This window comes from Caballeronia sp. NCF2, assembly GCF_023631205.1.
GTDB classification, from domain to species: Bacteria; Pseudomonadota; Gammaproteobacteria; order Burkholderiales; family Burkholderiaceae; genus Caballeronia; species Caballeronia zhejiangensis.
In genome coordinates, this window is sequence record NZ_JALQDN010000073.1 from 1 (window position 1) to 12,967 (window position 12,967).

Consider the following 12,967-nt stretch of genomic DNA (forward strand, 5'->3'; position numbering starts at 1 on the left):
ATTCGTTCATGAACACGATGCTCGCGCCAGGCGATCACATGATCGTGCATATGCCGGGCTATCAGTCGCATTACACGTTGGCCGAGGCGCTGGGCGTGAGCGTTGCGCCGTGGAAGGCGCGCGAAGAAGCGGGCTGGTCGCTCGATCCGGCGGAACTCGAAACGCTCGTCACGCCGGCCACACGCGCGCTCGTGATGTGCTTGCCGCACAATCCGACCGGTTATCTGCCGTCGCGCGACGTGTTCGATGCGATCGTCGCGTTCGCGCGCGAGCATGGACTGTGGCTATTCAGCGACGAGGTATATCGCGGGCTCGAACATGATCGCGCGGATCGTCTGCCCGCCGCATGCGATGTGTACGAGCGCGCGATTTCACTCGGTGCGCTCTCGAAGACGCACGGGCTCGCCGGCCTGCGCCTCGGCTGGATCGCGACGAAGAGCGCGCAAGTGCTCGAACGCGTGAGCACGTTCAAGGACTATCTCACCATCAGCAACAGCGCGCCGAGCGAGTATCTGTCGGCGATTGCAGTGCGCCACACTGATGCGCTTATCGAACGCAATGTTTCGATCATCCGCGCGAATCTGGGCGTGCTAGACGCCTTCTTCGCGCACCATGGGGTAAGTGTACTTTCCGTGCAAAAAATGGCGGTTCAAGGGCGCTGAGCCGCCTGCAGCAAGGCTTTGACACTCTCGGGATTTCGCGTAGGCGCTGCAATTGCAAGTTATTGATCTTTCGAGATTTTTCAGAGCTAACCGCCATTTCCTGCACGAAAAGGACGACCACCCCACGTCCTGCTCGCGAAGGGCGCAAAGGTGGTAATCAGCGGACGACGGCCTGACGCGTTGGCGGACGCTGTGCGGCAGCTTCAGGGAGAGGCTTCAACGGTCTGGGGCGTAGCCGCGGACGCAGCAAGCCCTGAAGGCCGCGCAACGACGCTAGAGTACGCCGTGACCGTGCTGGGTGGCCTCGACATTCTGGTAAACAATGCGGGTCGTGTAAGAGCCGGACGCCTGGAGGACACGCCTGAAGTCGAACTGCAGGCCATGATCGATGTGAACTTGGTGTCACCCATCCTATTGACGCGTGCATCCCTCCCATCGCTGCGTGCGAGCGGTGACGCGCTGATCGTGAACATTTCCTCCGGGATTGCCCTAGTCGGCGCACCGTTCTACGCGACCTACGCCGCTGCTAAGGCCGGTGTTGCCCATTTCGGTGAGGCTTTGCGGCGCGAACTCAAGGGAGAGGGTATTCATGTGTTGACCGTTTATCCAGGAGGCACGGACACGCCGATGATGAAAACGAACCGGGCCGGGCCCGAGCTTGGCTTCTCCCGGGAACCTGCAGCGGCCGTCGCCGCCGCGATCGTCGAAGGCATTGAGACGAATGCGTTTGAGGTAATCCGCGGCGGCGAGCTACGGGCCCAGATGATTGCGCTGAACCGCGATAATCCCGCGGCAGTGGACGACCGTCTAGCTGCGCTCAAAGCTGCGCTCGAAGATGCGGTGAAAGACCATTCTGCCCTGTGAGCCGAATCAAATAAAGCGGTTTCCGCCAGTAAATGCATGGAACCCCTGTCGGCCCTGATGATTGACAAGCGCGTCGAGGAACGGAGGCGCGTGGGAAGTAAAGCCTGGCAGACTTATCGAGCCCCCATCGGAACGCCTGATCCACTGCCGAATACCGAGACCATGCGCGCGGCTCTCCAACGGAATCTCTGCATAGACTCGGCCGGCACTAAGGTGCGTCACGAGCTTCAGCCAATGAACGCGCGATTAACCGCTGGGATGAAGGCTGGGCTGATGCATCCATCCCGCCAGACAACGCTCAATTACTACCTCATCCTGGGTCGCTGGTCTATTGATTTGCAATGATTCAAATCTCGGGGATTCTAGCAGTCCGATGTGAGCAGCGGAGTTGTGCGCGTCAAAGTGTACAGGAGACCGGATGGCGGTGGTTTCAGTTGATCCCTCTCTGTGCGGCGTGCGGTGCGGAGGGCGTCGCCCGCAGCGCCGAACGCCGCCCGCCGCTATGCAGCAGCGCGCAAGAAGATCCTCCCAATACGCGTACGCCGCTTTAATCTCTTCGTTCAAGCGCTCGAGCATGTTGGTGAAATTCAGGTGCTTGTGACGCGACGAGGCAGCCGGTAGAACGTCAGCGTCTTGGCAACGTTGCCTTCCTCCCAATACGACGCCGCGTGTCTGCGCTTAGTCAGGGCGTTATACAGTGAAACGTATGAAACGTGGCTGGAAGACAAGCTTCGGTCAGCACCTCACCGATCGCCTTCTTCAGCCCCGCGTGGTCGTCCGAGGCGACGAACTCGACGCCTGGCAGGCCACGATTCTATAGTGCCAGAAGGAACTCTTTCCAGCTCGACTGGCTTTCGCTGTGACCAGTTCCACAGCCAGCACCTGCCGGTAGCCTTCCCAGTTGATGCCGATGGCAATCCGCACCGCCTGCGAACAATCACGCCCGGTTCGCGCACCTTCTCATAGCGCGCATCGACGATCAGATACGGATACGCTTCCTCTAACGGCTGATGCGCGAACTTGGCCAGCGTTGCCCTCCCGCAGCTCCTTGTCGCACATCGCGCGATATGCGGCGAATCGATGACTTTCGACTTGCCGCCTCAGACCCCCAATCGCATATCACCACGTCCGACGGAGGTCGGTTGCAATGCCGCGCCGCTCTGCGGCCGCGAGTGCAAACGAGGTCGAGCACCACACGGCGTTCGGCTTGTAACTTCCATGCGAGATACGTCGATCTACCCTTTGTCACGGCTCCAGTCCGGTCGCCACTACCGGAGATTCGGACCTCGCTAGCCGTCAACTCGGACGCGGCTACTCGCTCCGATCATAAAGAGGACATCGTTATGAAACGGTCTTATCTGATGTGCACCCTTTTCGCCATCTTCGGAGTATTTTGCGCAGCCAGTAATGCTTCGGCCGACGGATTAACCCGTGCCCAGGTCCGCGCTGAGCTGATTCGCCTCGAGCAGGCCGGCTATAGTCCCGGTCACGGTGACGACTTCAACTATCCTGCTGACATTCAGGCTGCAGAGGCGCGTGTCGCAGCCGCCGATAGTGCAAGCAAGTGGGCCCGCGCGGCGGCTGGAACCAGCGTCTCACAATCCTCGGTAACGTCGCCGTTGCCTGCTCCTAGTAGTGCCCTGCAGTGAGCGGCGTCGATGCTTAAACAGTGAACTAACGCTTGCTTATCCCGCGCCTGACGGATCACGTATCGTTTGTAACTTTCGCCCGGCGTCCGGCGATTTACGAATTGTCGCTCCTCCATCCCGCAACGTCATGACCAGGTGTACATAAATAGGATCACTAAGCGTAAGCCGACTTTGCAACCTGTCTCGGTAGGAACGCGACGCCTACTCAAATTGAACTAGAAATTTTCCAGGAGATCTGACACGTGAAACGAATGCTCATTATCTTTGCTGCCGCGATGCCTATCGCGACGCTGGCTAACGCCCAGGGAAGTGTGACCTTATATGGCCTCATCGACGAAGGTTTTGAAGGGATCAGCAACGCTACAACGTCGGGCGGCGCTCCTGGTGGCAGGCAGTTCCGGCTGGACGCGACCAGCGGACTTAACAGTTCGCGATGGGGGCTAAAAGGACGGGAAGATTTGGGCGGCGGACTGGCCGCGTTGTTCCAACTTGAGAACGGGTTCGAACTGAACAATGGCCGACTTGGGCAGGGTGGCGCTCTATTCGGTCGGCAGGCGTTCGTCGGCATTGAAAGCAAGCAGTTGGGTACCGTTACGCTCGGCCGCCAGTACGACAGCGTGATCGACTATGTCGGCAAGCTTGAATTCGGCGATTCAAACGTCGGAACTGGTCATAGCGCACATCCGGCGGACCTTGATAACTTCAACAACAGTCGCCGAACCAACAATGCTGTCAAGTACACCAGCAACGACTACGGTGGGCTAACGTTCGGCGGCATGTACAGTTTGGGCGGCGTTGCAGGTTCAGTCGCGCGCAATCAGGTTTTCTCGCTCGGCAGCGGCTACCGGGCCGGCCCGGTTACATTGGGCGTCGCCTACCTGCAGGCGCGCAACCCGGCGACATCACTGTTTGGGAGCAACCCGAGCGACACGCCCACTTCTAATGGTTTGACAGGGACCCCGGTCTTGAGCGGCTATGCGGGTGCAAGCGCATACAACGTAATCGGTGCTGGGGCGCTCTACACATTGGGCGACGCGATAATTGGCGCGAACTACTCCAATGTCCGCTTCTCTAGCATTCCTGCGCTCGGTAACACCTCTGCCATTTTCAACGACTTCGAAGCCAACCTGCAATATCACTTCTCCCCGAGGCTGCTGGGAGGAATTGCATATAACTATCTACACAGTAGCCACGTATCGGATTCCGTCGGAGGCGCCAACTATAGCCAACTGAGTGCAGGCATGGACTATACGGTGTCAAGGCGCACTGATCTTTATGCGGCTCTCCAGTATCAGACGGCCAATGGGCACGACTCGACGGGAGCCGTCGCCGTAGCCAGTATAGCCGGCGTCTCGCCATCGTCGAGCCGGCAGCAGACTGTCGGACGCGTGGGTCTACGTCATCGATTCTGAATGCACTGCGAGTTCGAGAGGGGCCAAGCCGCATCGTATAGCGGCGTTATTCCCGCCATTGCCACGGATATGGGGCATGGCGGGCTTTTTCGCTTTGACGTGCGAATTCAGATGTGCACTACTAGTCATGGACTCGTGGCGGAGTTTTGCGACGACAAGCAGCTCTCCTCTACATTTATAGGCGGCAACCGCATTAGGTCGCAAGACGAGTCCCTCCGCTGTGCGTCGGCACGACGCGTTCTTCCTCATCAGGCTGTTAGCTTTGCGAAGCTACGATCTGCCGTCGGTACTTTGCGGAGCCGTCATTCCCCAGTAAAGCGGCTTTTAATTTCCACAGCCGCGCAAAGCGTTGAGAGCATCATGAATGACTCTGCTCTGCGTTACTGCCTAACGCAACGAAGAACTAAACCTAATCGGCGTCCTGTCGTAATCAATCGTGTCTGTGAACAGATTGTTCGTTGGGCTGACCGCCAGAGAGGCAATTTGCAATCGAGAGGGTATTGATGGCGCTTTCGAATTCTGAACGACAGGAGAGATATCGCAGGTCTCGCCTCGGCATTGGGGGTGAATATGAACGGATAAGTTGCATCGTAGCAATTTCTACAAAGAGAAGCGTTGAGCGATTAGCTGCGCATTTCGGATGCAGCATTACCGAGATGATCGAGCGCCTCATCACTGAGAAGACAAAATCGGTATTGACGCAACTCGACGACGATGGTCAGCAGCGCTTTTACGCAGAGGCAACCCGAGGTAACAAGTGATACCGCTCGGACTTAGCCAATCACGTGCTTGTTCGCCGCGAATACACCAAGCAAACAATGAACATGACAATCTCCAGATGGCTGGCGGTAGCGCTCGCCATCACGACACTTTCTCTCATCTTGGTTGGAACTGCGGGCCTCGAGGAGCTAAAGCAAGCGCAGCAACGATTTGAAGACTTTCAAGAAAAAATTACAGGGTCTGTCGATGACTTGAATGCCGCTATTTCACATATTTACAAGAACCGTGTGTTGCTGATGCGCTGGGCGCTTCAGCGCGATGCAGCGGCCAAGAAGACAATCGAAACGCAGATTGCGGACAACGTGCAGTCTCTGAATGTGGCGCTCGACAAGTTCGAACGTGATGATCTAAGTGATAGCGTGGAGAGAACTCTGCTAGATGACGAGCGAGCGAAGGTCGCAGCTTTCGTCACGCAGCAGCAAAGTTTCATCTCGGCATACTCAGGCGGGAACATCGAAGGCGCATTGGCCATGTTAGACGACGGCGGTTCCGTCCGAATGGCGAGCTTGGCCATTCAGACAGCTATCGAGCAACATATTGCGAGGAAGGTGAAGGGTGGAGAACTCCTTCGCGAAGAGAATCGCGAGGCCTACAAGACCGCGTTGCTGACTCTTCTGGGAATTATAGCGGTCGGGACGATCATCAGCGGCGCTCTGGCATTGCGTCTGCAACGTTCGATTGTCCACAGTCTCAAGGGCATTCAAGCGACTTTAACCAACGCTCGGGAGACTCTCGACTTGACAAACGAAGTGCGGATCGAGCGTATGGACGAGGTCGGGGAGACAGCCGAGGCCTTCAACGCGTTGCAGAACCAGGTCTCTCAGGTCATCGCGTCCGTGCGTCAGGCCGCTGACGCAGTCCAAATCGCGTCGCGAGAAATCGCAAGCGGGAACGTTAACCTCTCCTCGCGGACCGAGGAACAAGCTGCCTCGCTCGAGGAAACGGCGTCGAGCATGATCCACATCAGCGAAACGGCGAAAGAGAATGCAGCTAACGCGCGTCGCGCGAGCTTATTAGCAGGCAACACGAGCAGCCTTGCTGACGACGGGAATCGGGCCGTTATCGCCATGGTTCAGACGATGCGTGACATTAGCCATAGCTCGGGCAAAATCTCCGAGATCACGAGCGTCATTGAGAGTATTGCCTTTCAGACAAACATTCTCGCGTTGAACGCCTCCGTAGAAGCGGCTAGAGCGGGAGAGGATGGTCGAGGCTTCGCCGTTGTTGCAAGCGATGTCCGATCGCTAGCCCAGCGTTCCTCCACTGCAGCTCGGGAAATCAAAGGTCTCATTGAGTCGTCGGCAGCCACGATACAAGAAGGTTCAGAGCGCACTCGTGAGGTCGGCGCGACGATGAGCCGCGTTAAGGAAGCGATTGAGCAGGTGTCCGGTATCGTCGAAGCTATCGCCGCCGCCTCAAAGGAGCAAGAGACCGGTATCGGCCAGATCAGCCAAGCTGTGAGCCAAATGGACGAAGTCACTCAGCAGAACGCCGCACTTGTGGAGCAAGCTGCCGCTGCTGCCCAATCGCTTGACGAACAAGCAACGTCGCTTCGAAACGAAGTGTCAATGTTTAAGGTGAGGCACGTGTTGCCGCAAACTGTTTCTTCCCACGTTGACTCAATCGCACGTCTATCCTTGCTTGGAGCGGCATCAACAACAAGGCCATTTGCGGAGCACGATTCGATTCCGAACGTGCGAAGCGCTTACCGTCGCGCGACGGCCAACGTTCGAGAGGTAACTTCTTGGGAGAGGTCTTGATACATCAGCATCGCCAGGCGGCGGCGCCGTTACTGCAGAGAAACGGACCTGTCCACCGTGCAAAGGCGCGCGCAAAGCCTCCGGAGCATCAAGAAGCCGGGCCGCCGATTATGCTCGATACACGTACGAAGTAGGAAAAGCCCTTCAAACCTTGCGCCCGTACGCGGCGTTTCCTGGAGCTTGGGAAGCCGCCATGCCGGTCGCCTTGGCGCCGGATCACAGGCTGCAACGCTCCAAGGTCAATGGTGCAGCAAAAGATGCGCGCAAGGGTCCCGGCAAGTCGCAACCTTCGCGAGGCGTCAATTGCTCTTAGCTGACAGTGACAATCCGGCATGATTTGCCGCGAGACACCGGTGGGGCGGACCGCGGCAAATCTCGGGTGACTGGTGCCAGCCAGCGCATCACGTACCGCCCCTCTTGGGAACAAACGTCCGAGAAGGAATGATCCGTTCCCGCCTCAAACGGTCGAAGAGCGCGAAAAACGCATCTCGCGTCGACTTGTAATCAAGGAAACCGGCTTTACGGCTCTTGGTCATATCGGTCAGCACTTCCATCGGCCGCCCCAGGTCGGCATCCGTATGCCACCACGACACGAGCTTGTCGATTTCCGCTTCCTTCAATTGGTAGCGGCGCGCGATATCCGCCCACTGCTTGCCCGCATCCTGCATGCGATGTTCGAGCGGACGCGTCTCACCGTCGAAAGGCGCGGGCTGGATGCCGAAATACTGCGCGATCTGGGACCACATCCATTTCCACCGGAACACGTCGCCGTTGACGACGTTGAAGTCCTGGTTGCGCGCGGCGGGTGTAGTGGATGCCCACTCGAGATGCCGCGCGAGCAGTCGTGCGTCAGTCATATCGGTGAGACTGTTCCATTGCGCCGCCGAGCCCGGAAACACGAACGGCTGCCCCGTTTCCTTGCACAGCGTTGCGTAAACAGCGAGCGTGACGCCCATGTTCATGGCGTTGCCAAGCGCGAAACCGATGATCGTATGCGGTCGATGCACGCTCCAGCCGAAGTTATACTGACGCGCGGCCTCGAACAACCGGTCTTCCTGCTCGTAGTAGAAGTTATCAACGGGTTGCCGGCCTTGTTCCTCGCGAAACGGCGTGATCGGAACGTTGCCTTGCGCATAAGCTTCAAAAGGCCCCAGATAATGCTTCAAACCCGTGACGAGCGTGGCGTGTTCGAGCTTGCCGGATGGACCCAGCGCATCCAGCACGTGGCGGACCATTGCGCCGTTCACTTCAATGTTCTCGCGCTCGGTAGCCTGTCGCGACCACGCGGTGAAGTACACGTGAGTGAAATGCCGCCCTTGCAGCGCATCCATAACGGATTCCGAGGAGGTGAGATCCGCCGTGATGGATTCGACGCCATCGGGCACTTTCGTGCGTCCGCGCGACAGACCCGTTACGTGCCAGCCTCCGGATGCCAGCAGATGTTGCGCGAGATTACCGCCGACGATGCCCGTCGCGCCGATGATGAGTGCCCGTTTGTTCATGAAGATCGATGTCGAGAGTAACAGTGTTGGCAGGAAGAACCTGCGGATGCGCGCTTTCGCCAGCGGAAGCGGACTACACGATAGGAAAGGTCCGGCTGTCGGGCCGTTTGCCGTCGAAAGCACATATCAGCAGGCGATGCACCGCTGCATGCGATAGTGGTCTGGGGTTGTAGTAGGGAGCCAGCATTGCCGCCGTGGCGGCGGCATCGATGTCGGTCAAACGAAGGCCTAGGGCGCGGAGAGACGCGGGGGCATCGATCGAGCGGCCAAGGTCATGCAGCGCTGCCGCGGGTTCTGGCGTTTCCAGTGCCTTGCACAGCCGTTCCCGTGCGTCTGGTGCGGAGGGCAGATTGAATGCCATCGAATAGGGCAGCATGACCGCATGGGTCTCCGCATGCGGCAGATTAAACATTCCGCCGAGCGTGTGACAAAGCTTGTGATGCAGCGCCATGCCGACACTCCCGAGTACGGTTCCGCACAACCACGCACCATACTGGGCGGCTTCGCGTGCCGCAGTATCGTCCGGTTGCCTGACGATACGCGGCAAGGCTTTCGCGAGGCTGCGAATGCCTTCTTCGGCGAACAGCGACATCACGGGATTGGCATCTTGCGCATAGAGCCCCTCGGCCGCATGTGCAATCGCGTTGAGCCCACTCGTCGCCGAGAGCGACGCGGGCAAGGTCAGGGTGAGGCACGGATCGTAGATTACGGTGCGCGGTAGCACGCGATAGCTCTTGCCGGTTTTCTTCTCGCTCGCTGACGTCATGCCGTAGATAGGCGTGACCTCGGAGCCGGCATACGTGGTAGGAATCGCGAGAATCGGCAAAGAGGTTTCGAGCGCAATGGCTTTCGCCAGTCCGAGCGTCGAGCCGCCGCCTGCTGCGACAAGTCCATCCGCACCCGCTGAGAGCGCCGCAGCGACGCCCTCGCGCGCGGTTTCGACGGGTATATGCATGACGGCCCGATCGAATATGTCGGCGCAGCGCTCGCCTGCGAGCTTGCGCACGCGATCAGCAAGAAAGCGCTGCTCGGGCGTGCACAGCACGAGCGCACGCCGGATGCCCAGTTCGTCCAGCTCATCGGCGAGGCGCTCGATCGCCCCTATGCCGAAGACAATGCGGCCGGGCCGGCTGGTGTAGGTAAAGGAAATCATGAGGATTGACTCAGGACGAAGTCGAACGAGAGCGTGCTGAATGGCGTCGTCATCACCGTGCCGTCGGGCGCCGTGCCGCAATCGTGATGGATCCAGGGCGCGATCAGTGACGAACGCACGCCGAATACCGCGTCCGAGTCCAGATAACGATCGCCGTCCCGGAACACGTGCGTGACGAGTCGGTCATATCCGGGCGCCGTGATCATGAAATGCAGATGTGCCGGACGCCAGGGATGACGCGCCAGCGCCTTGAGCATGCGTCCGACCGGACCATCGTGCGGAATGGGATAGGGCTCTGCCACGATCGACCGAAAGTGATAGCGGCCATCGGCGAGGCTATGCAGCACACCTCTTGCGCGATGCGTCTCCGCGTCGCCTGTCTGGACGTCGTAGAAACCATCGGCATCCGCCTGCCAGACTTCGATGCGCGCGCCGCTCACCGGCTCCCCGCCCTGGCCGCGCACCACACCCGACACGAAGCACGGTTCGCCGCGCGCGCCGTTGGCGACGTCCTCGCCGTTACGGTATTCCGGCGCATTCTCGACGAAAAACGGGCCAAAGACGGTTGCTTCCGTGCAGCCATCGGGCTTGTGATGCGCCATTGCCGTCACGAGCATCGACAGGCCCAGCGTATCCGACAGCAGAATGAACTCCTGACGGCGCTCGTCCGTGACATGGCCGACGTCGGTCAGAAAGCGGATGCCGGCTTCCCATTCGCGTTCGGTCAGACCGACTTCGCGAGCGAAGGCGTGCAGATGCCGCACTAGGCTCGTGACGATCGCCTTGAGCCGCTCATCGGCTGTATGCTCGTGGCGGGCAAGTACCGCATCCGTGATGGTGTTCTCGTCGAGGTTTCGCATGAATCGATTGAGTTGGATATGACTAGCGGTTGTCGACGCGCTTGAGGAAAGGACGGATATCCACGCTGCGCCAGATCCCCGCTTCGTTAAACGGATCGTTGCTGTTAAAGCGCATCACCTCGCCGATCTCGTCCGCCTCGAAGAGAAAGAAGCTGCCAATCATCGTTTCCTGGTCGCCCGCCAGCAGCGGGCCCGACATGACCATCTTGACGGGCGAGGTGGCCAGATAAGCCTTGTGTTGTTCGTAATGGGCAAGACGGCGTTCGACCATATTGTCATGGTCGAGGCAGTAGACGGTGTAGTGCATCGCAACTCCTGAATGAGGTGAGAAAAGAATTCAGCGGCAAATCCCGGCTTGCGCTTCGACAGCGCGCACGATGGAGAAGAAGTCCAGATCCGCGCCGTCGCCCTCTCCGTAGCGCGCGAACTGCTCGCGCACGAGCGCCGCCGCTGTCATCGGCACGCCGGCCTGCGCGCCCGCGTCGACCACGAGCGACATGTCCTTGAGCATTTGTCGCGATGAGAAGGCCGGGGAAAAGTCGCGCTTCTTCAGCGGATCGAGTTTGTATTTGACGAGCGGGGACGCCGCGACGCTATCGCCGATCACCTCAAGCATCTCGGCCCAGTCGAGGCCGCCCTTTGTGCCGAGCGTCAGCGCTTCAGCCAGCAGCACGGCCGTCGAGCCGACCAAATGATTGATGGCGAGCTTCAGATAACGTGCCTGCTGGTCCTCGCCGACGTAGTACTGGCGTGCCGACATGGCTTGGAAGACGGGCAACGCGCCGCTGTACGCGTCTCGCGGGCCGGATGCGAACACGGTGAGCTGCGCCTTCTCTGCAAGGACGGTGCTGCCCGAGACGGGCGCGCAAATATAGCCAATTCCGCGCTCGCGCGCCGCGTCGCGAACTTCACCCGACGCTGTCGGCGAGACTGTGCTCATGTCGATATAGACCGCGCCGTCGGGTGCGTTTTTGATCACACTGTGTGCGCCGAGCGCGACCTTACGCAATACGGCGTCGTCGGGGATGATCGAGAACACGAGCGGGACCGAACGCGCGACGCTGGCGAGGTCCTCGGCGCCGCGGGCGCCAAGCCGAACCGCCTCGTCAATGCGCGCTGGGTCGACGTCATAGACGGTCACGTCGAAGCCCGCGGCGAGAAGATTGCGCAGGATTGGCGCGCCCATCTTGCCGAGGCCGATCCAGCCGATCTGTTGTGCGTTGTGTTTCTCTTGCGTTTGGGGCATGTCGTCACCGTAGCTGGGGATTGATGAGAATTTTCATCTTGTCGCTGCCTTTGTCGCTCAGCACGTCAAAGCCTTTTCCGACGACATCGTCGGCATCGATCAGGTCGTGGATGAGCTTTTCCACCGGAAATTTGCCGTTCGCAATCATGCCAATGATGCGCGGCCAGATGGTCACGGGGTAACACCACGTTCCCTCGATTCGAATGTCCTTCAGCGACCATTTCATTGGGTCGACCCTTGCTGTGCCGACGTGCAGACCTGCCTGGACCACGGCGCCCGCCGAACGCACGGCATCGACGCAGGCGTTCAGCGCATGCTGGTTGCCCGCGCATTCAATCGCAACGTCGACGCCCACGCCTTCCGTCAAGTCGCGAATCTTCTGCGGCAGGTCGCCGTCGGAGGGATCGAAGATTTGAGTCGTGACGCCGAAGCCGGCCATCTTCGCGGCGCGCGCCGCGTTGGGTTCGCTGACGAAGATCTTCGTGGCTCCCGCTGCGTGACAGGCGAGGGCAGCAAGCACGCCAATCGGACCCGCCCCTGTAATCAGCACCGTCGAGCCGACCGTGGCGCCACCCCGGTCCACGGCATACAGTGCGACGGCCGCTGGCTCGATCAGCGCACCCTGCTCGTCGCTGACGGTGTCTGGCAGACGGTTCGCGTGATAGTCGTTGAGCACTGTGTATTCGGCCATACCGCCGCCGTCCCAGCTGAGCCCGACGCAACCCATCTTCGTGCAGAGATGGCGCATGCCGCGCGCGCAGTAATAGCACTGACCACACGACGCGAGCGGCATCACCGAGATACGGTCGCCGCGCTGCACGTTCTTCACGTCCTTGCCGACTTCGACGACCTCCGCACTGAACTCATGACCCAGAACCTGAGGCGCTTTTGCTCCCGTCAATGCATGCGGCTCGGTCGGCACGACGATGGGACCCGCCTGATACTCGTGCAGATCGGTGCCGCAGATGCCGCACCACAGCGGTTTGACGATCATCTGGCTCGCGCCCATGCTCATCGGGTCGGGTACGTTTTCGACCCGGATATCGTGCGCACAGTGAAAACGCACTGCTCTCATATTC

General features: G+C 59.5%; 11 protein-coding genes and 1 pseudogene. 5 read left to right on the plus strand and 7 right to left on the minus strand.

Features of this window, described 5'->3' with window-relative positions:
* Nucleotides 1-662 (plus strand): aminotransferase class I/II-fold pyridoxal phosphate-dependent enzyme (locus NCS02_RS29355; protein ID WP_250523403.1); only part of this gene is annotated, 662 nt, incomplete at its 5' end.
* Between the two features lie 129 nt (nt 663-791).
* Complete coding sequence (locus NCS02_RS29360; protein WP_284504454.1) at nt 792-1,526, plus strand: SDR family NAD(P)-dependent oxidoreductase; 735 nt, start codon at nt 792-794, stop codon at nt 1,524-1,526.
* A 518-nt stretch (nt 1,527-2,044) separates the two neighbouring features.
* Here the strand turns inward: NCS02_RS29360 and NCS02_RS36635 are convergent.
* Nucleotides 2,045-2,545, minus strand: a pseudogene (locus tag NCS02_RS36635) (transposase); the annotation flags it as partial.
* Nucleotides 2,546-2,869: 324 nt separating this feature from the next.
* Here NCS02_RS36635 and NCS02_RS29370 point away from each other — a divergent pair.
* The 3 genes from NCS02_RS29370 to NCS02_RS29380 all read left to right on the plus strand — a co-directional run bounded on the left by NCS02_RS29370 (nt 2,870) and on the right by NCS02_RS29380 (nt 7,127).
* Nucleotides 2,870-3,175: a DUF4148 domain-containing protein gene (locus NCS02_RS29370; RefSeq protein ID WP_284504443.1), complete on the plus strand. Its 306-nt coding sequence runs from the start codon at nt 2,870-2,872 to the stop codon at nt 3,173-3,175.
* 242 nt (nt 3,176-3,417) lie between these two features.
* Nucleotides 3,418-4,587: a porin gene (locus tag NCS02_RS29375; protein WP_502800911.1), complete on the plus strand. Its 1,170-nt coding sequence runs from the start codon at nt 3,418-3,420 to the stop codon at nt 4,585-4,587.
* An 818-nt stretch (nt 4,588-5,405) separates the two neighbouring features.
* Nucleotides 5,406-7,127 carry a methyl-accepting chemotaxis protein gene (locus NCS02_RS29380; protein WP_250523405.1) on the plus strand — a complete coding sequence of 574 codons (1,722 nt, stop codon included), beginning with the start codon at nt 5,406-5,408 and terminating at the stop codon, nt 7,125-7,127.
* A 401-nt stretch (nt 7,128-7,528) separates the two neighbouring features.
* Here NCS02_RS29380 and NCS02_RS29385 read toward each other — a convergent pair whose 3' ends face one another.
* The 6 genes from NCS02_RS29385 to NCS02_RS29410 form a co-directional block, all read right to left on the minus strand.
* Nucleotides 7,529-8,629 carry an SDR family oxidoreductase gene (locus NCS02_RS29385; RefSeq protein ID WP_250523406.1) on the minus strand — a complete coding sequence of 367 codons (1,101 nt, stop codon included), beginning with the start codon at nt 8,627-8,629 and terminating at the stop codon, nt 7,529-7,531.
* A 73-nt stretch (nt 8,630-8,702) separates the two neighbouring features.
* Nucleotides 8,703-9,782 (minus strand): maleylacetate reductase, encoded by a 1,080-nt coding sequence (locus NCS02_RS29390; protein WP_250523407.1) that lies wholly within the window; start codon nt 9,780-9,782, stop codon nt 8,703-8,705.
* Entirely contained in the window at nt 9,779-10,642 is an 864-nt protein-coding gene (locus NCS02_RS29395) for an intradiol ring-cleavage dioxygenase (protein ID WP_250523408.1), read from the minus strand. The genes NCS02_RS29390 and NCS02_RS29395 overlap by 4 nt, the downstream gene beginning before the upstream one ends.
* 22 nt (nt 10,643-10,664) lie before the next feature.
* Nucleotides 10,665-10,949 (minus strand): YciI family protein, encoded by a 285-nt coding sequence (locus NCS02_RS29400; protein ID WP_250523409.1) that lies wholly within the window; start codon nt 10,947-10,949, stop codon nt 10,665-10,667.
* 30 nt (nt 10,950-10,979) lie between these two features.
* Nucleotides 10,980-11,888, minus strand: coding sequence for an NAD(P)-dependent oxidoreductase (locus tag NCS02_RS29405; protein WP_284504444.1), 909 nt, complete (start codon nt 11,886-11,888; stop codon nt 10,980-10,982).
* Between the two features lie 4 nt (nt 11,889-11,892).
* Entirely contained in the window at nt 11,893-12,963 is a 1,071-nt protein-coding gene (locus NCS02_RS29410; protein WP_250523411.1) for a 2,3-butanediol dehydrogenase, read from the minus strand.
* Between the last annotated feature and the right edge of the window lie 4 nt (nt 12,964-12,967).